20 protein-coding genes and 1 tRNA gene are annotated in these 22,645 nt (G+C 71.4%); 11 read left to right on the plus strand and 10 right to left on the minus strand.

Annotated features, from left to right (window positions below; translation table 11 throughout):
• Positions 1-8 precede the first annotated feature (8 nt).
• Positions 9-149 (plus strand): hypothetical protein, encoded by a 141-nt coding sequence (locus CLV30_RS26340; RefSeq protein WP_165358615.1) that lies wholly within the window; start codon positions 9-11, stop codon positions 147-149.
• 12 nt (positions 150-161) lie between these two features.
• On the opposite strand, the gene mscL is transcribed toward CLV30_RS26340, so the two are convergent.
• The 5 genes from mscL to CLV30_RS08635 form a co-directional block, all read right to left on the minus strand.
• Positions 162-563, minus strand: coding sequence for a large conductance mechanosensitive channel protein MscL (gene mscL / locus CLV30_RS08610; RefSeq protein ID WP_106536805.1), 402 nt, complete (start codon positions 561-563; stop codon positions 162-164).
• Between the two features lie 129 nt (positions 564-692).
• Entirely contained in the window at positions 693-1,319 is a 627-nt protein-coding gene (locus tag CLV30_RS08615; RefSeq protein WP_106536806.1) for an SAF domain-containing protein, read from the minus strand.
• Positions 1,320-1,403: 84 nt separating this feature from the next.
• Positions 1,404-1,823: an FmdB family zinc ribbon protein gene (locus CLV30_RS27800; RefSeq protein WP_106536807.1), complete on the minus strand. Its 420-nt coding sequence runs from the start codon at positions 1,821-1,823 to the stop codon at positions 1,404-1,406.
• A gap of 109 nt (positions 1,824-1,932) precedes the next feature.
• Positions 1,933-2,541, minus strand: coding sequence for a hypothetical protein (locus CLV30_RS26345; protein ID WP_165358614.1), 609 nt, complete (start codon positions 2,539-2,541; stop codon positions 1,933-1,935).
• Positions 2,538-3,143, minus strand: coding sequence for a hypothetical protein (locus CLV30_RS08635; protein WP_106536809.1), 606 nt, complete (start codon positions 3,141-3,143; stop codon positions 2,538-2,540). The genes CLV30_RS26345 and CLV30_RS08635 overlap by 4 nt, the downstream gene beginning before the upstream one ends.
• 115 nt (positions 3,144-3,258) lie before the next feature.
• Between CLV30_RS08635 and CLV30_RS08640 the strand changes: the two genes are divergently transcribed.
• Positions 3,259-5,826: a penicillin acylase family protein gene (locus CLV30_RS08640; RefSeq protein WP_106536810.1), complete on the plus strand. Its 2,568-nt coding sequence runs from the start codon at positions 3,259-3,261 to the stop codon at positions 5,824-5,826.
• A 100-nt stretch (positions 5,827-5,926) separates the two neighbouring features.
• Here CLV30_RS08640 and CLV30_RS08645 read toward each other — a convergent pair whose 3' ends face one another.
• Positions 5,927-6,322: a winged helix-turn-helix transcriptional regulator gene (locus CLV30_RS08645; RefSeq protein WP_240723305.1), complete on the minus strand. Its 396-nt coding sequence runs from the start codon at positions 6,320-6,322 to the stop codon at positions 5,927-5,929.
• Positions 6,323-6,455: 133 nt separating this feature from the next.
• Here CLV30_RS08645 and CLV30_RS08650 point away from each other — a divergent pair, with 133 nt between their 5' ends.
• The gene (locus CLV30_RS08650) at positions 6,456-7,388 is read left to right on the plus strand and encodes an NADP-dependent oxidoreductase (RefSeq protein ID WP_106536812.1); all 933 of its coding nucleotides are present in this window, start codon (positions 6,456-6,458) and stop codon (positions 7,386-7,388) included.
• A gap of 41 nt (positions 7,389-7,429) precedes the next feature.
• On the opposite strand, the gene CLV30_RS08655 is transcribed toward CLV30_RS08650, so the two are convergent.
• Complete coding sequence (locus tag CLV30_RS08655) at positions 7,430-8,017, minus strand: 5-formyltetrahydrofolate cyclo-ligase (RefSeq protein WP_106537011.1); 588 nt, start codon at positions 8,015-8,017, stop codon at positions 7,430-7,432.
• A gap of 65 nt (positions 8,018-8,082) precedes the next feature.
• Here CLV30_RS08655 and galU point away from each other — a divergent pair, with 65 nt between their 5' ends.
• From galU to sepX, 7 genes are all read left to right on the plus strand, one after another.
• Positions 8,083-9,075, plus strand: coding sequence for a UTP--glucose-1-phosphate uridylyltransferase GalU (gene galU / locus CLV30_RS08660; RefSeq protein WP_106536813.1), 993 nt, complete (start codon positions 8,083-8,085; stop codon positions 9,073-9,075).
• Complete coding sequence (gene glp, locus CLV30_RS08665; protein WP_106536814.1) at positions 9,072-10,298, plus strand: molybdotransferase-like divisome protein Glp; 1,227 nt, start codon at positions 9,072-9,074, stop codon at positions 10,296-10,298. The genes galU and glp overlap by 4 nt, the downstream gene beginning before the upstream one ends.
• Positions 10,295-10,801 carry a cyclic pyranopterin monophosphate synthase MoaC gene (moaC, locus tag CLV30_RS08670; RefSeq protein WP_106536815.1) on the plus strand — a complete coding sequence of 169 codons (507 nt, stop codon included), beginning with the start codon at positions 10,295-10,297 and terminating at the stop codon, positions 10,799-10,801. The genes glp and moaC overlap by 4 nt, the downstream gene beginning before the upstream one ends.
• 5 nt (positions 10,802-10,806) lie before the next feature.
• Positions 10,807-11,283: a MogA/MoaB family molybdenum cofactor biosynthesis protein gene (locus tag CLV30_RS08675; RefSeq protein WP_106536816.1), complete on the plus strand. Its 477-nt coding sequence runs from the start codon at positions 10,807-10,809 to the stop codon at positions 11,281-11,283.
• Between the two features lie 83 nt (positions 11,284-11,366).
• A complete protein-coding gene (locus CLV30_RS08680; protein ID WP_106537012.1) occupies positions 11,367-11,903 on the plus strand; it encodes a GNAT family N-acetyltransferase in 537 nt (178 codons plus the stop codon).
• A gap of 128 nt (positions 11,904-12,031) precedes the next feature.
• A complete protein-coding gene (locus CLV30_RS08685; RefSeq protein ID WP_106537013.1) occupies positions 12,032-12,664 on the plus strand; it encodes a YceI family protein in 633 nt (210 codons plus the stop codon).
• A gap of 84 nt (positions 12,665-12,748) precedes the next feature.
• Entirely contained in the window at positions 12,749-13,657 is a 909-nt protein-coding gene (gene sepX / locus CLV30_RS08690; RefSeq protein WP_106536817.1) for a divisome protein SepX/GlpR, read from the plus strand.
• A gap of 108 nt (positions 13,658-13,765) precedes the next feature.
• On the opposite strand, the gene CLV30_RS08695 is transcribed toward sepX, so the two are convergent.
• Complete coding sequence (locus CLV30_RS08695; RefSeq protein ID WP_170119637.1) at positions 13,766-14,692, minus strand: NADP-dependent oxidoreductase; 927 nt, start codon at positions 14,690-14,692, stop codon at positions 13,766-13,768.
• A gap of 118 nt (positions 14,693-14,810) precedes the next feature.
• Here CLV30_RS08695 and CLV30_RS08700 point away from each other — a divergent pair.
• A tRNA-Ala gene (locus CLV30_RS08700) sits at positions 14,811-14,884 on the plus strand.
• A gap of 48 nt (positions 14,885-14,932) precedes the next feature.
• On the opposite strand, the gene CLV30_RS08705 is transcribed toward CLV30_RS08700, so the two are convergent.
• Positions 14,933-16,054, minus strand: coding sequence for a serine hydrolase domain-containing protein (locus CLV30_RS08705; protein ID WP_106536818.1), 1,122 nt, complete (start codon positions 16,052-16,054; stop codon positions 14,933-14,935).
• Between the two features lie 248 nt (positions 16,055-16,302).
• Entirely contained in the window at positions 16,303-22,506 is a 6,204-nt protein-coding gene (locus tag CLV30_RS08710) for a carboxypeptidase regulatory-like domain-containing protein (RefSeq protein WP_106536819.1), read from the minus strand.
• Positions 22,507-22,645 lie beyond the last annotated feature (139 nt).

Here is a 22,645-nt window from a genome sequence, read left to right on the forward strand (position 1 = left end):
CTTCAGGTATGACGACCGGACCGGAGCGCGACGACGAGTTCGACGTGCTGCCCGACATCACGTCGGACGAGCAGCACCGCGGGTGGGGCGACCCCGAGGACGCCGACGACGACCGGCTGCTGGCCGAACGCCCGCCGCACTGGTCGTGACGGCCGAGCGGATCAGACCTCGGCGTCCGGGCGCTGACGGCGCAGTTCGTCGCGGATCTCGCGCAGCAGCAGCACGTCCTCGGTGGGCTCGTCCGGGGCGGCTTCGTCGGCCGCGGCCTGGCGTTCCCGCATCCGGTTGATCGGCAGCACGATGACGAAGTAGATGGCGGCGGCGACCACGACGAAGTTGAACGCCGCGGCGAGGATCAGCCCGATGGAGAAGTCGGCGTCGTTGATGGTGAAGTTGCCGACGCTGGTCAGGTCCGGTTGCCCGAAGATCGCCGCGACCAGCGGGTTGATCAGCCCGTCGACCACGGCGGTGACGATCTGGGTGAACGCGGCGCCGATGACGACGGCGACGGCCAGTTCGACCACGCTGCCTCGGCTGACGAAGTCGCGGAAACCCTTGAGCACGGCTGCTCCTCCTGCGGTTCGATGCCGACCGGGGCCACACCCTAGCCGAAATCCGTTGCCGGTAGCGCGCCGTCACGGGCCGCGGGCTCCGCTGCGATGTCGTGAAGTCCGGCGATCGCGTCGGCGTCTCTACGGCGCCGCGCCGAGGGTGAACGACAACCGTGAGGAAACCGCCGCGGCAGCCAGATCGGCGGCCTGGCCGGGCGTGGCGGCGACCATGAGCAGCGCTCCGGTAGCGGCGGTGTCGTCGTCGCCCGTGGCCCGGGCGAGCACCGGCACGCCGGAGGCGACGACGTCGGTTCGCCCGGCGCCGTTCAGCGCCGTGCCGAGCACGTCGATGCGGTCGCCGTGGCGCAGGTACGCCGCCGCACCAGGGTCGGCGAGCCGGATCGGCGTCGCGACCAGCCCGCTTCCCCAGCCGCGGAGCAGGCCGGGTCCCAGAACACGCCGGTCCGTGATCGCCTCGCCGGCGCGCACCGGACCTGCGAGCACGCGTCCGACGGCGTCGTCGCCCAGCACCCCGCCAGGAACCGCGTCGGGCGGCATGCTCGCCGTCGTGAGGTCGTCCGCGGTGATGGTCGTGCCGCCGGCGAGGTCGCGCTCGGCGACGGTGACCTTCTCCTGATCGGGAGCCGGCGGTGACGCGGCTTCGACGGCGAGCGCCACGGCGGCCGCGGCGAGTCCGCCGGCGAGCAGGCGACGGTGCCACGAGGCGGTGCCGGCCAGGCGGTGAGCGAGGGCGCGTACGTCGTTCATGCCGACGACGCTAGACCGGGAGGAACCCTCGCCGGGGGTTGTCCACAGGCCGGATCCGCCGCCGTGGCCGTCGGGTGACGCTCGTCAGGCCGCGGAGGACCCGGCGGTCGACTTGGTGGAGCCGGAATCCGACGAACCGGAACCGGACGAGCCCGATGACCCCGACGAACCGGACGAGCTCGACGAGTCCGAGCCGGACGAGCTTCCGGACGACGAACTGTCGCCGGAGGACCCGCTCGACGAGTCGCTCGAGGACGATCCGGAGCCGTTCGAGGACGAGGCGTCACTGCTCGCGGACGAGTCCCCGGACGAGGAGGACCCGTTTCCGGCACGGCTGTCGTTGCGGTAGAACCCGGAGCCCTTGAACACGACGCCAACGGCGGAGAAGACCTTGCGCAGCCGGCCGCTGCACGCGGGGCATTCGGTCAGGGAGTCGTCGGTGAAGCTCTGCACCGCTTCGAGCTCTTCGCCGCATTCGGTGCAGGCGTATTGATACGTGGGCACGCGTGGTTCCTCCTGGGTTCGGGTGAGAGCGGCGTGTTAGCACTCAGGGCCCTCGACTGCCAATAATGCGCCCTCCGGGGGTGGATTGTCCACGTGGACGCCCGCGGGATCAGGTGCGCAGGGCGTGGACGACCCCCGCGGCGGCTATGGCCCACAGGACGCTGCCGAGCGTGCCGATGATGAACCGCTCGGACGCCGGCGGACGGTTGAGCTCGGGGAACCGGCCGAGACCCTTCATGCCCAGGACCAGCGCCAGACCCTCCGGCCAGCCGGCCAGCAGGGTGGCCGTGACGGCGACCCGTTCGAGGACGCCGATGGCCGCGCCGCCGCGCAGCGTCCGCGGATCGGACACCGCGGCGACCGTGGCGGCGCGGGTGTCGATCGGCGCGCTCGCCCCGGTGGCGTCGACGTCGTCCACGGCCTGCTCGGCGCCGCGGCCACTGTGGTCGGCGAGGCGCAGCAGTGCCGTCGCGACGATGCCGCCGCAGGAGGCCGCGGCAACCACCGCGGTCACGCTGGCGAGCGTCACGACGTTGTCGCCGGCCTCCTCGCCGGCGAGCCCGGCAAGTGCGGCGACGCCCAGCAGCAGCGCGGGCACGGCCGCGGCGGTGACCACGTGGGTGGTGCCGGGAAGTGCGGTGCGGCGTTCGGTCAGCAGCCACCAGCCGCCACCGGCGATCGCCGCGGCGGCCGTCAGGATGATCGCGGCGACGTTCATCGTGTGCGCCCAGCGGCCCGTTCGGACTTGGCGAGCAGCCGGGCGACGACCGGGCGCACGTCCCGCTCCTGCTGCCAGAGCGCCACCGCCAGCCGTTGGCCGACCGCCTGGCGGCTCACGCCCAGCCGCTCGGCCGCGTCGGCGAACGTGTGTGCCTCAGCCATGAGGTCGACGGCCTCCCAGCCCGTGTCGGTGCGTCGTGCCAGTACCGCCGCGAGCAAGGACAGCACCGCGTCGGCGTCGTGAGCGTACTCGTCGGCTCCGACAACGGCGACGTGGTGCGTGCGCTGTTTGGCCTCGTCCAACGCCGAGCGCGCGTGCACGAAGGCCGGTCCGCGGGCGGTGCGGGTGCTGGCCGGCAGCGGCTCGTCGGCCGGGCCGACGCCGAGGCCCACGCTCCACGAGCCGTGGCGGACCAGCGCGAGGGCCGCGTCCACCGCGTCGGCCGCGTCGGCGAGCATGCCCTGGAACTCGTCGCCGGCGGTCCGTTCGAACGGCAGCGTCGGCGCGGGGATCCGGCGTCGCAGCACGGCGATGCCCTCGTCCACCAGATCGCGCCCGCGCCTGCTGCCACGCTGGTCGACGGTCAGCACGTACGGCATTCCGTAAGGCTATGGCCTTTCAGTTTACGGAGCAAGGCTTTAGCCTTTCTTGCTGGCGTCAAAGGCGACAGGCCTGCTTTCCCACGTCAGTCGTCACGTCGCCTACCCTGATCCGGTGACTCGGCGCCGGATCGTCATCGCACTCTCCTCCGTGGCCGGGTTGCTGGTTCTGGCGCTGATCGCGGCGACCGTGTTGAGCATCTGGTCGGTGCGCCGGCCGTTCCCCGAGTACGACGGTTCGGCGACGGTGCCGCGGCTCAGCGGCGACGCCGAGATCGTCCGCGACCAGCACGGCATCCCGCACATCTACGCCGACACCCCCGAGGACCTGTTCCGGGCCCAGGCATACGCGCAGGCCCAGGACCGGTTCTGGCAGATGGACTTCCGCCGCCACGTCACGGCCGGACGGCTGTCCGAGCTGTTCGGCCCGGACCAGGTCGAGACCGACACGTTCGTGCGCACCCTGGGGTGGCGGCGCACCGCCGAGCAGGAACTTCCGCTGATCAAGCCGGAGACGCGCCGCTACCTCGAGGCCTACGCCGACGGTGTGAACGCCTGGCTCGACCATCACTCCGGTGGTGACCTGGGCCTCGCGTACACACTGCTCGGCCTGACCGGCGGCGACGACTCCCCGGAGGACTGGACGGCGGTCGACTCGCTGAGCTGGCTGAAGGCGATGGCGTGGGATCTGCGCGGCAATCTCCAGGACGAGATCTCCCGGGCGCTGCTGGCGGCGGAGCTGCCGATCGACCGCGTCGAACAGCTCTACCCGGGGCAGGCCGAGATCAGCGAGCCGATCGTGGACGACCGCGACGTCGACCCGCGCCCGCCGGAGGCGATCACCGGTGCCGACGGCTCCCCGGTCCCGGTCGAGTCGGTGGACTCGCTGCAGTCCGCGGCGGCGTTCCTGGACTCCGCGCCGGCGCTGCTGGGCGCCGGCGACGGCATCGGCTCGAACTCGTGGGTGGTGGGCGGCACGCACACCGAGTCCGGCACTCCGCTGCTGGCGAACGACCCGCACCTCGCCCCGACGATGCCGTCCACCTGGTACCAGGTGGGACTGCACTGCCGCGACGTCGGCCCGGAATGCCCGTTCGACGTCGTGGGCTACTCCTTCGCCGGCCTGCCGGGCGTGGTCATCGGGCACAACCAGGACGTCGCCTGGGGGTTCACCAACCTGGGACCGGACGTCAGCGACCTCTACCTCGAGCAGGTCCGCGGCGACACCTACCGCGTCGGCGACAGCTGGGAGCCGATGCAGACCCGCGAAGAGACCATCGAGGTGGCCGGCGGTGACGACGTCACCATCACGGTCCGCTCCACCCGACACGGCCCCGTCCTGTCCGACCACGACGAACGCATCGCCGACGTCGGCGACGCCATGGCCGGCGCGGTGGGCGACGATCGCCCGCCCGCGGAGAACGAGTACGCGGTGGCGCTGCGCTGGACCGCCCTGGACCCGGGCCGGACCGCCGACGCCCTGTTCGCGCTCAACCGGGCGCACGACTGGGCGTCGTTCCGCGCCGCCGCGTCCTGGTTCGAGGTGCCGGCGCAGAATCTGGTGTACGCCGACGTGAACGGCAACATCGGTTACCAGGCGCCCGGGCGTATCCCGGTGCGTGACTCGGGTGACGGCCGGTACCCGGTACCCGGCTGGACGGACGAACACGAATGGGCCGGGTTCATCCCGTTCGACGAGCTGCCGAGTGTGCTGAACCCGCAGGACGGTTACATCGTCACGGCGAACCAGCCGGTGACCAGCGACCGTTACCCGTTCCTGCTCACCGCGGACTTCGACGCCGGGCAGCGGGCGGGCCGCATCGACGAGCTGCTGTCCTCGGCCATCGAAGCGGAGGAGCCGATCACCGCGGACGTCATGACCGACATCCAGATGGACACGCACAGCGAGCTGGCCGACATCCTCGTGCCGTACCTGAGCGAGCTGGACGCGCCGGACGGTTACTACGGCGACGGCCTGCGGCTGCTGGACGGCTGGGACCACGCCATGGACGCCGACTCCGCCGCGGCGGCCTACTTCAACGTGGTGTGGCGCAACCTGCTGGAGCTGACGTTCCACGACGAGCTGCCCGAGGACACCTGGCCGCGTGGCGACGGACGCTGGTTCGAGGTCGTCCGGAATCTCCTGGAGCGACCCGACGACCCGTACTGGGACGACGTCCGTTCCGAGAGCGTCGACGAGAACCGTGACCTGATCCTGATCGAGGCGGTACGCGACGCGCGCAACGAGCTGACGGCCCTGCAGGGCAAGGACGCGTCGCAGTGGGAGTGGGGCCGCCTGCACGCGCTGACGCTGACCGAGCAGACCTTCGGCACCTCAGGGATCGGGCCGGTGGAGGCGCTGTTCAACCGCGGCCCGCTGGAGGTCGGCGGCGGCACCTCGATCGTGCAGGCCACCGGCTGGGACACGGTGGAGGGCTACGAGACGGTGTGGGCGCCGTCGATGCGGATGATCGTGAACCTCGGCGACCTGGGCGCGTCCCGGTGGATCGACCTGACCGGCGTCAGCGGCCACCCGTACCACGAGCACTACGGCGACCAGGCCGAGCTCTGGCGCACCGGCGGGACGCTGCCGATGCGGTGGGGCTCCGACGCCGTGCGCGACGCCGCCGAGCACACGTTCACGCTGTCGCCTCCGGACACCGAGTCGCGCCCGCCGGACTGACGTCGACGCACGCCACTCGCCGCGGTCCGGCGACACCGAGCTTCCACATGGTCGCTCTGGCGACACCGAGCTTCCTCGGTGCGCGAGCCCGCTCCGTCCGTCACGGCTGACCGGTGCGAGGGGAGACGTCGGACTCGTCGTAGCGTTCGCGCGCGGCGGCGACGTAACCCCGATGCTCTTCGGCCCAGTCGATCAGCGTGCCGACCTGTGCCGAGAGCGTCTCTCCGACGGGGGTCAGGTCGTAATCGACCCGCGGCGGTGACGTGGGCGTCACGGTCCGTGAGACGAGCCCGTCGCGCTCGAGGCCGCGCAACGTGCGGGTGAGCATGCGCTGGGAGATCCCGTCGATCGCGCGGTGGAGTTCGGCGTAGCGGCGAGGGCCGTCCCGGAGCAGCGCCATCACCAGGACGCTCCACTTGTCGCCGACCCGGTCGAGCACGTCACGCAGCTGGCACGCAGGGGTGTCGTGGCCGATCGGCTCGGTCTCGGGGCGCACCCCACGCACATCGGTGTGCGGTCGGCGATCCAAAGTGCCTTCTTCCCCCATCTGGCCATGGTCGCGGAGACTGGAGGCACGCACAAGGAGTGCGTTACATACTCTTCGTACCTAGGCAAGGGATTCCACGCAGATGCGCGCCGTCGCTTTCACCGATTTCGATCAGTCCGCAGCTCTCCTCGACGTCCCCGCCCCCGAACCGGGTCCCGGGGAGGTGGTGGTGCGCGTCTCGCACTCGTCGGTCAACGGGTTCGACCTGGGTGTCCTGGGCGGGTTCCTCCAAGGCGCCTACGAGTACGAGTTCCCGGTCGTACTGGGCAAGGACTTCGCCGGCGTCGTCACCGGCGTCGGGCAGGACGTGTCCGAACAGTCGGTCGGTGACGAGGTCTTCGGCGTGGTGATGCGCCCCACTCTCGGCCAAGGTGGCTTGGCCGAGTACGTCGCCGTCCCTGCTGGGTACGGCGTCGCGACCCGCCCGGCCGGCCTGGAGCCCGAGGGCGCCGCCGCGCTGGCGTTGGCGGGAACCGCGGCAGCGAACGCCGTGACGGCGGCCGATCCGGGGCCGGGCGACACGGTGCTGGTGTGCGGGGCGACAGGCGGCGTGGGTGCCATGGCCGTGCAGCTCGCCGCCGCGCGTGGCGCGAGGGTGATCGCGACCGCACGGCCCGGCCACGAAACCGAGTTCGTCACCGGGCTCGGCGCCACCGGGGTCGTGGACTACACGGGCCTCGACGCGGCCGTGCGCGACGTGGCGCCCCGTGGGGTCGAGGTCGCCCTGCACCTGGCCGGCGTGGGAGAGAACGTCGCCGAGCTGGTCGCCGACGGCGGCCGCTTCGTCTCGACCGTCCACCACGTGCCGGCCGACTCCGACGAACGCGGTGTCGCGGTGAGCACCATCATGGCCGACCCCACCCGCGACACGCTCGACCGGCTGGCCGGCGAGGTGATCGCGGGACGGCTCCGGGTGCCGGTCACAGCGCGGTACTCCCTCGCGCAGGCGCCGCAGGCGCTGGCGGATCTGCGGGCCGGCTCGCTGGGAAAGCTCGCGATCACCGTCGCTCATTGAAGCCCCGCGTGCCCACCTGATCATCGGGTAGGGGAGAAGAACTACCGGAAGCGGTGCAGGCCGGACGGGGTGGCGGCGGCGGTGACGGGCACGTCGTGCGGTTCGCGGGGGACCGGGATGTCCATGACCTCGCCGTCGTGCAGCAGCACGCAGGTGAAGCGCCGCCCGCCCTGCCGCGCCAGCACCCGGTCGTACGAGCCGCCGCCGCGGCCCAGCCGCCCGCCGGATCGGTCCGCCGCGAGCCCGGGGACCAGCAGCGCGTCGGCGTCGTCGGCGGCGTTCACGCCCAGCGGTGATCCGGCCGGTTCCAGCAGCCCGCGTGCGGCGGTCACCAGGGCCTGCGGGCCCTCGTACGGCGCCCAGTCGAGGTCGCCGTCCGGCTGCAGCTGCGGCAGCAGCACCTCGACGCCGGTGTCGCTGAGCGTCTCGATCAACGGGCCGGTGCCCGGCTCGCTGCCGACCGAGACGTACGCCGCGACCCGGCGGGCGCCGGCGACCTCGGGCACCGCCAGCGCGACGTCGCGGATGGACGCGGCGGCACGGGCGAGCTCGCCCGCCTTGAGCGCGGCCCTGCGAGAGAGGATGCGTGCGCGCAGCGCCTTCTTGGCCTCGGGGGTCGACGTCGACACGACCCCACTGTACGGCGCGCGCGGATGCACTTCTGCCGCCGCGGTGGGCTTTGTAGGGTGACGCCATGAGCGGCGACGAGCGTGACCGTCAGGCGGAGCAGACCGGATCCGGAAGCAGGCGACCAGGCGGCGCGGCCGCGGTGACGAAGGCGGTCATCCCTGTCGCCGGGCTCGGCACCAGGTTCCTCCCGGCGACCAAGGCGACGCCGAAGGAGATGCTGCCCGTCGTCGACAAGCCGGCGATCCAGTACGTGGTCGAAGAGGCCGTCGAGGCCGGGCTCAGCGACGTGCTGCTCGTGACCGGCCGGAACAAGGACGCCATCGAGAACCATTTCGACCGCGCGTGGGAGCTCGAGGCCGCGCTGGAGAAGAAGGGCGACGAACACCGCCTGCGGCGGGTGCAGAAGTCGCAGGTGCTGGGCGACATCCACTACGTGCGCCAGGGCGACCCGCGCGGACTGGGGCACGCGGTGCTGTGCGGGGCGCAACACGTCGGCAACGAGGCGTTCGCCGTCATGCTCGGCGACGACCTCATCGACCAGCGCGACCCGCTGCTGCCGGCGATGCTCGACGTCCAGAAGCGCTACGGCGGCAGCGTGATCGCGCTCATCGAGGTCGACCCGGCGCAGATCAACATGTACGGGTGCGCGGCGGTGGAGCCGGCCGAGGACGACGTCATGCGGGTGAGCGACCTGGTCGAGAAGCCCGAGCCGGCGTCGGCGCCCAGCAACCTGGCGATCATCGGCCGGTACGTGCTGCACCCGGCGGTCTTCGACGTCCTGCGCGAGACCCCGCCCGGGCGCGGCGGCGAGATCCAACTGACGGACGCGCTCAAGACGCTCGCCGGCCGCCCGGCGGACGAGGGCGGCGGCGTGCACGCCGTGGTCTTCCGCGGCCGCCGCTACGACACCGGCGACCGGCTCGACTACCTGCGCACCACCGTCAGCCTGGCCAGCGAGCGCAGCGACCTGGGTGCGGACTTCCGCGCGTTCCTGCGCGAGTTCGTCGCCTCGCTGCCCCCGGAGACCGACGGCGACGACACGCGGAGCGGCTCGTGAAGCGCGTCGCCGATCATCTCTCGGACATCCTGGGCGCGGTCCGGCCGCTGGGCGAGCTGGACTTCCAGTTGATCGACGCGCACGGATGCGTGCTCACCGAGGACGTCGTCGCCCCGTGGAACCTGCCGCAGTTCGACAACACCGCCATGGACGGCTACGCGGTGCGTGCCGAGGACGTCGCCGACGCCTCCGAGGAGCAGCCGGTCGAGCTGCCCGTCGTCGCCGACATTCCCGCCGGCGACACCGAGATCAACGCGATCGGGCCGGGCCTGGCCGCCCGGATCATGACCGGCGCGCCGGTGCCGCCGGGTGCGGACGCCATCGTCCCGGTCGAGCAGACCGACGCCGGCACCGCCCGGGTGGGCATCCGCGCCGCGGCGAAGGTGGGCGCGCATATCCGCCGCGCGGGCGGCGACGTGGTCTCCGGCGACGTCGTGCTGGGGGCCGGGACGTACCTCGGCGCCGCCCAGATCGGGCTGCTGGCCGCGGTCGGACGCGACCGGGTGGTCATCCGGCCGCGTCCGCGCGTGGTCGTGATCTCCACCGGCAGCGAGCTCGTCGAGCCGGGGTATCCGCTGGCCATGGGCCAGATCACCGACTCCAACTCGTACAGCCTCACGGCCGCCGCGCGTGAGGCGGGCGCGATCGCCTACCGGGTGCCGCCGGTGCCCGACGACAAGGAGCGTCTGCTCGGCCTGATCGAGGACCAGCTCATCCGCGCCGACATGGTCATCACCACGGGCGGCGTCAGCGCGGGCGCGTACGACATCGTGAAAGAGGTGCTCTCCGAACTCGGCACGGTGAACTTCGACAAGGTCGCGATGCAGCCCGGCAAGCCACAGGGGTTCGGCACCATCGGCGAGGACGCCACGCCCATCTTCACGCTGCCGGGCAACCCCGTCAGCGCGTTCGTGTCTTTCGAGGTCTTCGTCCGTCCCGCCATCCGCAAGATGCTCGGCTCGCCGCGTCTGCACCGCCCGAGTGTCAAGGCCGTGCTGCAGGAGCGGCTGTACTCGCCCGACGGACGCCGGCAGTTCGCCCGCGCCCAGGTGCAGTCGGCCAACGACGGCTCGCACCAGGTACGTCCGCTCGGTGCGCAGCAGTCGCACCTGATCGGTGATCTCGCCGCGGCCAACGCGCTGATCGTCGTGCCCGAGCACGTCACCGAGGTGGCCGCGGGACAGGTGGTCGACACGGTCCTGCTCGAGCGGCGGAGGGAGTGAGCGTGCCCGGCGACACCCCTGCGGCCGAGCGGCACGGCCGGCTGACCCACGTCGACGACGAGGGCGCGGCGCGGATGGTCGACGTTTCGGCCAAGGACGTCACGGTCCGCACGGCGACGGCGTCGGGGCGGGTGCTGGTCGCGGCTCAGGTCGTCGAGGCGCTGCGCGGCGAGGGTGTGCCGAAGGGCGACGCTCTCGCCGTCGCTCGCATCGCCGGTATCCAGGGGGCCAAGCGCACGCCGGACATCGTGCCGTTGTGCCATCCGCTGGCGCTGCACGGCGTGGACGTCGACCTGACCGTCGCCGACGACGCCGTGGACATCACCGCGACCGTGCGCACGGCGGACCGCACCGGCGTCGAGATGGAGGCACTGGCGGCGGTGTCGGCGGCGGCGCTGACCGTGGTCGACATGGTCAAGGCGCTGGACCGCGGCGCCGTCATCACCGACATCCGGGTCGACGAGAAGACCGGCGGCCGCTCGGGAACCTGGCGGCGTCGGTGAGAGCGATGGTCGTGACGGTCTCGTCGCGGGCCGCGAGCGGCGTGTACGACGACCGCGGCGGTCCGCTGGTGGTCGACGGCCTGCGTGAGCTGGGCGCGTCGGTCGACGGGCCGGTGGTCGTGCCGGACGGCGACGGCGTCGAGACCGTGCTGCGCGACGCCGTCGCCGAGGGGTACGACGCGGTCGTGACGACTGGCGGGACCGGCTTGAACCCCACGGACGTGACGCCCGAGATGACCCGCCGGGTGCTGGACGCGGAGGTGCCCGGGCTGGCCGAGGCGATCCGCGCGCACGGCATCGCCCAGGGGGTGCCCACGGCGGCGCTCTCGCGCGGGGTCGCGGGACGGGCGGGACGGACGCTGGTGGTGAACCTGCCCGGGTCGACGGGCGGCGTCCGGGACGGTCTGGTGGTGCTGTCGACGGTGCTGACCCATGCCGTGGAGCAGATTCACGGCGGTGACCACCCGAGGGGCGCGACGTGAGGTCGCGGCGTTCCGGGCGCCTCGGCTGGCCGGTCGAACTGCACGAGGGTCCGGTCGGGCTGCGGCCGTTGCAGCGCAAGGACATGCGGGCGTGGACGCGGATCCGCGCGCGCAGCGAGGAGTGGCTGCGCCCGTGGGAGGCGACGCCTCCGCCGCCGGCGCCGCCGTTCGCCATGAGCTTCCGGCAGATGGTGCGTCTGCACGCCGCTCAGGGGCGCGCCGACGAGGCGCTGCCGTGGGCGGTGACGTACGAGGACCGGCTGGCCGGGCAGCTCAACGTGTCGAACATCGTCTGGGGGTCGGCGCGCATGGGCAGCATCGGCTACTGGCTCGACGTCGACCTGGCCGGGCGCGGCATCATGCCGACAGCGGTGGCGATGGCTGTCGACTACTGCTTCTTCACCGTCGGGCTGCACCGGCTCGAGGTGAACATCCGCCCGGAGAACCGCGCGTCCCTGCGCGTGGTCGACAAGCTGGGGTTCCGCGAAGAGGGCGTCAAGCCGCGCCTGCTGCACATCGACGGCGAGTGGCGCGACCATCGCTCGTTCGCGTTGACGGTCGAGGACGTCCCCGAGGGGCTGCTCTCGCGGCATCGTGCTCAACGGTTCTCGCCGCCCTGACGCGGGGATTCGTCGACGGCCGTGTGGCTCGGCGGGAACAGATGTGAGACCCGATCGTTGTTTGTGGGATTATTGTCCCGGTATCTTCTTCGCGGTGACGCGATGGTGAACGACACGGGGGAATGGTCATGGCCGAGCCGGTCGGCGTGCGCATGTGGCGCGGCACGCAACTACCGACACCGGGCGTCTTCGAGGTCGACCCGGCGCACACGACGGCCGGGTTCGTCGCCCGGCACCTGATGGTGACGCAGGTGCGCGGCAGGTTCGAGGGCGTAACCGGAACGGTCCGGGTGGCCGAGGACCCGCTCGAGACCACCGCCGAGGCCCGGCTCGACACGGCGAGCATCGTGACCGGCGCCACGGACCGCGACGGGCACCTGCGCAGCGCCGACTTCCTGGACGTCGAGACCTTCCCGGAGATCCACTACGTGTCGCGCCGGGTCGCCGGCGGCGACACCGGGCCGAAGTTCGCCCTCGTCGACGGGACGATGGTGCGGCGTCGTCGTGGCTCCGCCGGGAACTTCACGGTGAGCGGAGACCTGACGATCAAGGGAGTGACCCGACCGCTCGATCTGGACGTCGTGGTGGACGGGGTGACCTCCGACCCCTGGGGCGCCGAGCGCCTCGCGCTGACCGCCAACGGCGAGATCGACCGCGAAGAGTACGGCATGACCTGGAACGTCGCCCTCGAGGCCGGTGGCTGGCTGGTGTCGCAGAAGGTCCAGATCGAGATCCGCGCGCAGGCCGTCCGCACGACCTGAACGTCACACCCGTCACACCCGTTACCGGCGACACACCGATGTAGTTCCGCCGTGTGACATCGTGCACGCCGTAGCGTCTGTGGCATGGGGTACAGCGGTCTCATCTACGCGGCGATCGTCGCTGCGTGGGCCGCGTTTCTGGTGCCCCGGTGGGTGCGCCGGAACGAGGAGGTCGAACGCGCCCGCGAGGCCGACACCGCGCGCGGCGTCAGGGTGCTGCGGCGACGTTCGGGGTCCATCCACGCGCCACACCGGGCCGCCGAGGGCCAGCGCGAGGCGCCGGACGACCAGACCCCGGCGGCCGACACCGACCGGCCGGCGAGAACACAAGAACCCGCCGAACTGACCCCGGACCAGTTGGACGCGCTCTTCGGCGCGGCGGCGCTACGGCGGCGGCGGATTCTCGCGGTGCTCGTGGTGGCGACCGCCGTCGCGGCCGTGACAGCGCTGGCCGGGATCTCGCCCGCCTGGACGCCGGCGATGACGGTCGGGCTGACCGGGGTGTTCCTGGTGCTGGCCCGCCGCGCCGCGGTGCTGCAGGCACAACGCAGGCGCGAGGCCGCACGACGGGTTCCGGCGGAATCCGGCGGCGCCGCCCATGCCGTTGACGACGACTCCGCGGACGAGGGCGAGCACGCCGTGGACGACGGCATCTCCGGGCGCCGGCTGGTCCTGCCGGACCCTGTCGAGAGCGCCGACGACGCCGACGGCTGGCAGCCCGTCCCGGTGCCGTTGCCGACCTACCTCACCAAGGCGAAGGCCCCGCGCCAGAGCCGCCGGATCGACCTCGGCCAGGAAGGGTCGTGGACGTCCGGTCGTCTCGACCCGGTCGGCTCGGTCGAGCTGCCGCGTCGTGCCCCGGACGAGCGGGCACCCGAGGCGCCGGACACCGCGGTGCCGGGCACCGCGACGGCAGACACGTCCGATGCCGCGGCGGAAAGCGACGCCGCCGTGTCGGACCTTCCGGAGCACCGCCGCGCCGTCGGCGACTGACTGCCCCTCCGCTGCGAGCGACGTGATGGGGGCGTGGCTAGTGGGGTGATAGCACCAGTAACCACGCCCCCATCACGGCTGAAACCGTGCTTCGACACCGCGACCCGCTCAGTCGCCGGTGGTGACGACGATCTTGCCGCGGGTGTGCCCGCCCATGCTCTCGCGGTACGCATCAGCCAGCCGCTCGAGCGGGTATGTCGACGACACGTCTACGGTGAGCTTGCCCGCGTCGGCCAGTTCGCCCAGCGAGGCGAGGTCGGCGCCGTCGGAGACCACCCAGATCCAGCGGCCGCCGTGCTGCTCGACCTCGGCGTCCGCGATCGACGCGTGCCGGCCGCCGGGCGCGAGCACCGCCAGCGTCGTGTCCAGGACACCACCGACGAAATCCGCCACCACCGTCACGCTGTCCGGCGCGAGGCCACGGACCCGCTCGGTCAGCCCGTCGCCGTAACTGACCGGCTCCGCACCCAGGGCGCGCAGGTGGTCGTGGTTGCGCTCGCTCGCGGTGGCGATGACGCGGGCACCCAGTGCCCTGGCCACCTGGACGCCTGTCTGGCCGACGCCGCCCGCGCCGCCGTGGATCAGCACGGTGTCGTCGGCGCCGACGCCGAGGCGCCGGACGGTCTGGTATGCGGTGAGGCCCGCCAGCGGCAGTCCGGCCGCCTGCTCCCAGCTCAGCGACGCCGGTTTGCGAGCCAGCACCCGCGCCGGCAACGACACGTACTCCGCGGCCGTGCCGTGCTGCACCTCGTCGCGGCGGCCGTTGGCGACGACCTCGTCGCCGACCTCGAACTGGTAGGTGTCGACGCCGAGCTCCTCGACGACGCCCGCGACGTCCCACCCCGGGACGACCGGGAAGTGCACGTCCATGAGCGGGTCGAGGCCGCCGGCCATGAGCTTCCAGTCGACCGGGTTGACGGCCGACGCGACCACCCGGACGAGGGCGAAACCCGGCGGGACCTTCGGCTTCGGCCGGTCGGTGGTGAGTTCCAGGACCTCGGGACCGCCGTAGCGGGCGTACGTCATCGCCTTCACACTGGTGGCAACAGCGGGTGCCGGGAGGAGATTCCGGCCCCGCCGTGCGCCGTCGTGGCCGTGCCCCGCCGATTCGAAATCCACTGCCTCGGGGTGATAAAGTCACGTCGGTCTGCACGGGGCTGTGGCGCAGTCTGGTAGCGCATCTCGTTCGCAACGAGAGGGTCAGGGGTTCAAATCCCCTCAGCTCCACCCACGTCAGAAGCCGGATCACCCGATCCGGCGCCGAAGGCGCACGAGTCAGCCGCAGAAGGCCTCGTCCAGGAACGCGTCGACGGCGGCGTCGGTCTCACCGCTGAAGTCGGGCGTGAGCGCGATCGTCACCTGACGGCGCCGGTCCGGTGTGGAGTACGACCAGGACTGGTACCCCAGGGCGTCGCCGTCGTTGCCGTAGACGCGGACTCCGCACGAGGTGTCCTGCCAGGCCAGTCCGAGACCGTACGTTCCGCCCTCGATGCCCGGCGTCCGCATCTCGTCGAGCAGGTGGTCCGGGAGCAGGCGCCCGCCGAGCAGTGCGTCGACGAACCGGTTGAGGTCCCTCGTCGTGGAGATCATTTCGCCGCCCGCGCCGAACAACGACGGATTCATCTCGGTGAAGTCGACGAGGTCGAATTCGCCGTCGCGCAGCACCGGGAGGTAGCCGTGCGGATGCGGCCCGCGAATCCGCGGGAACGTCCCCGGGACCGAGGTGCCGTGCAGCCGCAACGGCCGGATGATCCGGCGCTCGATCTGCTCGCCGTAGGTCCGGCCGGTGACCGCCTCGATGATCTGGCCGAGCAGGAGGTAGCCGGTGCTCGAGTACGAGAAGTCGCTGCCCGGTGGTTCGAACGCCGGCGGGTGGGCCACGCCGCGCTCGACCAGTTCGGTCGGGTCCCAGGTTCGCCAGCGGTTGTCCAGGATGAAGTCCGACTCCGGTGGCATCGGCAGCGTGTCCTGGTAGTCGTACAGCCCACTGGTGTGATCGAGCAGCTGGCGCACGCTGATGCGATCACCGTCCGGGACGGCTCCGGGCAGCCACGTCTGCACCGTGTCGTCCAGCCGCAGCCGGCCCTCGTCGACCAACTGCAAAGTGACGGTGGCGACGAACGTCTTCGTGATGCTGCCCACCCGGAATCGGCCGTTGACCGGGACGGTCCGCGGCTTGTCCCGTTCGGCGGTGCCGCTGGTGGCACGCCACACGCCGTGCTCGTCACGCACCTCCGCCAGGGCGCCCACAGCGCCGGCGGCAACGACGCCGTCCAGCCGTTCCCGCAGCTCGGCACGGTCGGCTTCATCCGGCGCGGCAGTTGTGGCAGCGGCCGGTGCCGCGGTCACCGCCAACGCCGTCGTCGTGGCCACCAACGCCCGAAACGCTCGCTTCATCCAGTCCTCCCGGTGAGTGGGTCGTCGGCGACGAGTCTGGCCCGAGCAGGCGACGGGACACATCGGGGAACGCCCTCGATCTTCCCCTGGGTGAGGTGTGTGTGCCCGGGGTGACTGGGAAGGCAACTGTCGACCGCCATGTCATCCTTCGCTGACACGCAGGCTGGACAACCCATGACGACGGCGCCTCCGGGATCAGGGAGATCCCGGAGGCGCCGATCGGGCCCTTCGTCAACTGCCGAGGACCGCTACGTCCCCGGGCGCGGGTCCTCCAGGACCTTCAGCGTGCTGAGAATCGGGTCGCGCTCCCCGTTCTCGCCGATCAGCTCGACCGTCAGGTCACCGCCGGTGTGCTCGACGGTGACGGTGTGTGTGTCGGCGGCGAGTGCACCCGCTTCCGTCTGAACGTCGTGGTCGTACAGCACGACCTCGCCGTTCACCAGCACGTCGAAGGGACGCTCGCCGGCCTTGACGTTCGCGATCTCGGCGAAGCCGAGCCCGATGACGTACCTGCCGGCGGGTGCGTCCTCGAACACGTAGGAGAAGGTCCGACCGGTCCGCTGGGTGCGGAACAGGTCGTCGTCCTCGGTGCCCGCGATGTCGGCGCTCGTGGAGTCGGCGGTGCCGTCGACATGACCCCACGACCCGTTCGCCAGGGCCTGGTCCGCGGACCACACGAAGCCGTCCGTGCCGGTGAGCGACGGGCCGCCTGCGTTGACGCCGACCCAGTAGGCCGACGAGCCCAGGCGAGCGGGCACCGGCTGGTCCGGCGTCCTGCCCGCGTTCGACGACACCAGCACGGCTCCGGTGAACAGGCCCGGTTCCACGGCCGAGGTGTCGGCCGTCGCCGTGACCGTGGTCGACTCACCCACGCTGAGCTCGATCTCGCCCGCGACAGCGTCGCCGGTGAGCGAGAGCCACGGCAGGTCGGCGGGCTCACCCGGCCCGTCCCCGTCGCTGCGCTGATGCTCGGCGACCGTGACGTCGAGCGGGGCCGAGCCCGTGTTGGTCACGGTCATCTCGGCGGTGGCCGTCTGGTCCGGGCCGAGGAGCCAGTCGAGGTTGTCGCCGCTGACCTCCGCGACGCCCGTGGCCAGTTCCGTGTCGAGCGTCTCGGACTGCCCCCGCTCGGTGAAGGTGACCGTCTCGGTGGTCGCGACGTAACCGGGACTCGAGACCTCCACCGTGTGCTCGCCGAGCAGCATCTGGGCCTTCCAGAGCCCCTGCTCGTTGGTCGTGGCCGTGCGGGTGTCACCATCTGCGGTCGTCAGCGTGACGGTTGCGTCGGCGACCGGCTCGCCGTCGTTCGCGTCGGTGACCGCGCCCTCGATCATCCCCGACGCCGGGAGGGTGAACTCCAGACCCGTGCCGGCCGTCAGCACGGGCTCGTCGAAGGAATGGACGATGGAGTCTCCGGCGAGGTTCTCGATACCGACCGTCGCCGAGGCGCCCTTGGTCAAGGGGTGTTCGCCGCCGACGCCGTCTCCGTACCCGATCTGGATGCGTCCGTCGGCCACGAGGGTGACCGAGAAGCTCACCCGCTGCTCGGGTGCGTCGTCGAACGTGACGTCGCGGTACTCGATGACCTGCGCGTCCAGGCCGTCCACCTCGGTCGTGCCGATGTAGATGCCGCCCTCGTCGTCGATGTGCAGGTAGTCCCAGAACGGATAGATCGCGTCGGCGCCACGCGTCGGAAGGTCCTTGTTGTTCGCGTTGGTCCGGCTCCGATCGAAGGTCAGCATGCCGGTCGGGGACACGCACACCCCGTCCCACGTCGTGTCGTAGAAGGGGAAGTCGAACTCGAACCACAGCACTCCGCACCCGAAGGAGCCGGCCCAGCCCGTCCTGGTCGTGCCCTCGCGGTACAGGCCGGTCGTGACCTCCATCTCGTACGAACGGCCCGCGGGTACGACGGGTACCTCCTCCGGTTCCTCCGGCTCGGGCTCCGGGTCGGGTGTCTCGGCGGCGCCGCGCGGGTCGAGCGTCACGCGCAGGGACGCGATGCTCGGGGCGCGCATCCCCTTGGAACCCCTGAGCTCCACCGTCAACGGACCACCGGAATGCTCGACGACGGTGGTGCGCACGTCCGCGGCTGCCGTGCCGACGTTGCTCGCGGCGTCGTAGGCGTAGTGGGTCAGTTCGCCGTTCACGAGCACGTCGAAGACGCGTTTGCCTTCGGCGGCGTGCCGGATCTCCGCGAAGCCGAGATCGAGGACGTACGTGCCCTCGGGGGCGTCGTCGAACACGTAGGTCGTGTCCTGACCCCGGGCGGCGCGCTGAGCCTGGAACAACGCGTCGTCGGTGGTGCCGTCCACGGCATCGTCGGTGGTCATCGTCCTGGTCTTGCCCTGATGACCCCACGATCCCTCGGCGTAGGCCTGGTCCGCGGACCACGCGAAGCCGACGCCGTCGGTGAACGCCTGCCCACCGGCGTTCACGCCGACCTGGTACTCGGTCGTCGTGAGCGTCACCGGAACGTACTCCTTGGACTGACGGCCGGCATCGGACGTCACCAGGATGTTCGCGGCGAGGACGCCGGGATCGGCGTTCTGCGTGGAGAGGGAGACGTCGACCGTCATCGACTCACCAGGGTCGAGCGTGCCACCCGTCGCGGACAACGAGAGCCACGGCAGGTCGGTGGTCAGGTCGTCCTCGACGTCGACCAGCAGCACCTCGTCGGCGATCTGGTCGACGGCCCACAGCGCTCCGGTGACGTCGGTGGCGAGGCCGCCACCCTGCCCGCCTTTCGTGTCCGGGAACCACCAGGCATTGACCAGGGAGCAGTCGTCCGGATTGATCTGCCACAGCCGGCTGCGGTAGTTGTCCCGGTCGGAGTACCAGATGGTGTCCGACGCGGCGTTGTAGGCCAGGCCCATCACCGCGCGTTCGGGAGGAACGCAGTGCGACAGCAGCGCGCCCGGTGTCTCGTGCGAGGTGCCGGCGACCGTGCCGATCCGGCCGTTTCGCCGGCCGCCGACGTAGAACACGTCACGGTCCGCGTTGTACGCGAGGCCGGTCAGTTGGATGCTGGACCACTCGCCTTTGATCTCGCGGGTCTTCTCGCCGGTCTCCCGGTCGAAGCAGTGGATGTAGCTGGCCGGGCTGTCCTCCATCTGGCACATGTCGCCCGTCAGCGTGTCGAGTGCCATGTCGAACGCCTTGAAGTCGGGGTTCCACGCCGCCGCGAACTCCTTACCGGTCTTCTGGCCGGTCACCGTGAACTCGGTGTTGGTCTCCGAGTCGTAGTCGTGGACCCACACGTCACCGTCGTAGCCGAGGCCGGTCGGTTCGCCCTCGCCGTCGGGGATCGGCTTGAAGCGGGCGAGAACGTCGCCGCCGGCGAGCGTGCCGAAGGTGTCCTCGGTCTCCGCGGCGTTACCGGCGGGCTTGTGGGTGCCGTCGTCCGCGTCGGACGGCGCGTGCCCGTCCGGTGCATCAGGTGCGTCCGGTGCGTCGGCTGCCCAGCGCTCGAGGTCGATGCTGGTCTGCCCGCCCTCGGCGGTGCGCGTCACGACCTCCGAGTCGTCGAGCTCGGGGTGGCGGCCCACCTCGGCGAGGTCGAACGTGACGGGGGCGGATCCGGAGTTGGTGAGGGTCAGCGACCCCGCGCCTTTCTGGTCGGTGCCGAGCACGGCGTCCAGGCCGTCGGTGGTCACGTCGGTGATGCCGGTCGTGAGCCTGGCCTCGACCTGGGTCGACGCGTAGAGCTCGTCCAGCGAGAACTCGTACGTCGCGGTTTCGTAGTCGTCCGCCGAGACGGTCATCGTGTAATCGCCGGTGGGCAGCTGACGGTGGAAGGCTCCGGTCGCGTCGATGGTGAGGCTCTCGATGACGCCGCTGTCGTCCGCGATCGAGACCTGGGCACCCTCCACGGGCAACCCGTCGTTCTCGTCGATCACTGTGGCGTCGAGATAGCCGAAGTCGGGCATGTCGTAGGTGACGACGAGCCCGTCGTGCAGCACGGGCGCCTGGTGCGAGAACCGGATCCCGGCCACGTCGCCGGGACCCTGGATGCCGGTGGTGGCCGTGGAGCCCGCGCTGAGCGGCCCGTCCGCGCCCACGCCGTCGCCATAGCCGATGATCACCGTGCCCGACCGGGTGAACGTGACCGAGAAGTTGATCACCGCCTCCGTGACGTTGTCGGTGGCCTCGATGACGACGTCGCGGTACTCGACCACGAACGCGTCCTCACCGTCCACGGTGGTCGCCGCCGTGTAGATGCCGCCCTCGCCGAGGTCCAACGCGCGGTGGGTGTAGAAGGGAAAGACCGCCCGTTCCGGCCCGCCAGGTTTCGCCGTCCGTTCGGGGGTGATCAGGCCCCGCTTCCCGACTTTGAGGGAGTCGAACGAGCCGTCATAGAACGCGACGGGGAACGGCAGATCCACGTCCCCCCAGACGCCGTAGGTGCTGAACTCGACCTTGTCCGTGCCGCGCCGGTAGTCCCCCTCGGACACGGCGCAGCTGTACCCGCCGCCGTCCACGAAGAGCTCGACCGGGACGGTCATGGACTCCGCGCCGTCGACTGTCAGCGCGACGTCGGTGGGCGAGAAGCAGGCGTTCGGTTTCACGGCGATGGTGTAGTCGCCGACCGGAACGTCGGCGATCGCGAACGTGCCGTCGTCACCGGTGTGGACGGTGGACAGCGGCGTGTCCTCGACCGTGACGTCCGCGTTGGGGACCGGCTCGCCGTCGTCGGTGACGACCGTGCCGGTCACGTCGTGCCGCTCGGCAGGCTCGAGGGTCGCGTCGGACGTGGTGCCCTCGTCGATGGTGATCGTCACGTCGGTGGTCGAGGAGACGTAGCCGAACTTCGTCGTGGTGACCTCGTAGTCGCCGGCGAGCAGCCGCAGCGAGAAGGTGCCGTCCTCGCCCGTCGTCGTGGTGCGCGCGTGCGTGCCCTCGGCCGAGATGGTGGCGCCGGTGAGCGGTTCGCCGTCGGGGCCGGTCACGGTGCCGGTCAGGTCACCGGCTCCGCCGGCTTCGATGCCGGCGTTCACGAGCGCGAGGGCGTCCAGCTTTCCCTCGCCCCAGGTGGGATTGTCGTCGGCGGTGCCACCGCAGGTGGTGTCGTCGACGTCGCGTGCGGTGTCGTCGAGCAGGGCGCGGGTGCTGGCGATGTCGCCCACGAGGGCCGGTACAGCAGACCACAGCAGCGCGACGGCGCCGGTGACGTGCGGTGCCGCCATCGACGTGCCCCCGATGGTGTTGTAGCCGCCGTCGTGCCAGGCCGACCGGACCTGAACTCCGGGCGCGGCGATGTTCGGCTTGATCTCGCCGTCCTGGCCAGGACCGCGGGAGGAACCGGGGGCGATCTCGCCGTTCTCACCGTAGGAACCCACCGAGTAGGTGAGGATCCGCGACCCCGGGCTGCCCGACGTCTGGCACTGCGGACCGTTGTTGCCGTTGGACCACACCGAGAACATGCCTGCGGCATTCCAGGCGGTGATGATGTCCTCCATGAACGGCTCGTTGGTCGGCGCCTCCGAGCCCCACGAGTTGTTGATGACGTGCGGGCGCCTGGCTGGGTCGGGGTCGCTGCCGTCCGCGCGGGTCGGCGCGAGCATCCACTGCGCGGAGGCGATCATGTCCTCCGTGGAGCAGGTCTCGCAGCCGTTCGCCGCGATCCACTCCGCGGCCGGGGCGACGCCGATCTTGTTGTCTTCTCCGTCGTCTCCCAGCACCGTGCCGATCGTGTGTGAACCGTGCCCGTCCAGGTCGCACGGGCCGGCCCCGTCCGGGCAGACGTCCGCGACGTCGAGGAAGTTGTAGTCGTCGTCGAAGCTGCCGGTCGCCGGGTCGTACCCGCGGTACGCGTCCATCAGGGAGGCGTGATCGCCGTCCACACCGGTGTCCAGTCCCGCGACGGTGATGCCCTCGCCGGTGATCCCGGTCGCCCAGACGTCGTCGGCGTTGATGTCGCGCACGCCCCACTCGGGGGTCGCGTCGGCGGACGTCGCCGTATCGGTGACCTTCGGTTCCTCCAGCTCGAACTCCTCGGCCTCGCTGATCTCCGCCACTGTGGAGTGCAGCGCGAGGTCGGTCGCCAGCTCGGCCGAGCCGTTCTGGACCAGGATGGCGTTGCTCACCCAGTACGACTCGTAGTCGACGCCGTTCTCGTCGAGCTCGGCGACGACATCGGCTTGGGCCTTCGTCGCCGACGTGCGCAACGCGTCGTAGACGGCCCGGCCGCGCTCGGCCCAGTCGTCGATCTGCCGCGCCTCGGACAGATCGGCCTCGTCGGCGAACCGGATCCAGTAGTCGGCCTCGTCGGTCTTCAGCGACCGCTGCAACCTCGGCTCGATCTTCTCGTCGGGGGCAGGCGTGTCGGCGGCCGAGTCCTGCTGTGTCCGCGTGTTCGGGTCAGGTTGGCTCGGGGCGGCCGACGACGGCGGCGCGCCCACCGTCAGTCCGGCCACCACGGCCAGCGACGTCAAGACGGGTAGGAGTCTCATCCGGGGGTCCTCTCGTACGCTCCATCGAGACGGGCGCGCGGCACGGTGCCCGTCTGCCGGGGCTACAGGGGTCGGTAGGGGTCGTGAGGTTCGCGGCCGGGTCCCGCGTCGTCGTCCGTACCGGCTTCCGGCTCGTCGG

The organism is Haloactinopolyspora alba, from assembly GCF_003014555.1.
In the GTDB taxonomy this organism is placed as follows: Bacteria; Actinomycetota; Actinomycetes; order Jiangellales; family Jiangellaceae; genus Haloactinopolyspora; species Haloactinopolyspora alba.

Excerpts from the sequence above, each read along its gene's own strand:
- CLV30_RS26340 (WP_165358615.1), top strand. The coding sequence starts at position 9 with ATGACGACCGGACCGGAGCGCGACGACGAGTTCGACGTGCTGCCCGAC.
- CLV30_RS08615 (WP_106536806.1), bottom strand. The coding sequence starts at position 1,319 with ATGAACGACGTACGCGCCCTCGCTCACCGCCTGGCCGGCACCGCCTCG.
- CLV30_RS26345 (WP_165358614.1), bottom strand. The coding sequence starts at position 2,541 with ATGAACGTCGCCGCGATCATCCTGACGGCCGCCGCGGCGATCGCCGGT.
- CLV30_RS08635 (WP_106536809.1), bottom strand. The coding sequence starts at position 3,143 with ATGCCGTACGTGCTGACCGTCGACCAGCGTGGCAGCAGGCGCGGGCGC.
- CLV30_RS08650 (WP_106536812.1), top strand. The coding sequence starts at position 6,456 with ATGCGCGCCGTCGCTTTCACCGATTTCGATCAGTCCGCAGCTCTCCTC.
- galU (WP_106536813.1), top strand. The coding sequence starts at position 8,083 with ATGAGCGGCGACGAGCGTGACCGTCAGGCGGAGCAGACCGGATCCGGA.
- CLV30_RS08675 (WP_106536816.1), top strand. The coding sequence starts at position 10,807 with ATGGTCGTGACGGTCTCGTCGCGGGCCGCGAGCGGCGTGTACGACGAC.
- CLV30_RS08680 (WP_106537012.1), top strand. The coding sequence starts at position 11,367 with ATGCGGGCGTGGACGCGGATCCGCGCGCGCAGCGAGGAGTGGCTGCGC.
- CLV30_RS08685 (WP_106537013.1), top strand. The coding sequence starts at position 12,032 with ATGGCCGAGCCGGTCGGCGTGCGCATGTGGCGCGGCACGCAACTACCG.
- sepX (WP_106536817.1), top strand. The coding sequence starts at position 12,749 with ATGGGGTACAGCGGTCTCATCTACGCGGCGATCGTCGCTGCGTGGGCC.
- CLV30_RS08705 (WP_106536818.1), bottom strand. The coding sequence starts at position 16,054 with ATGAAGCGAGCGTTTCGGGCGTTGGTGGCCACGACGACGGCGTTGGCG.
- CLV30_RS08710 (WP_106536819.1), bottom strand. The coding sequence starts at position 22,506 with ATGAGACTCCTACCCGTCTTGACGTCGCTGGCCGTGGTGGCCGGACTG.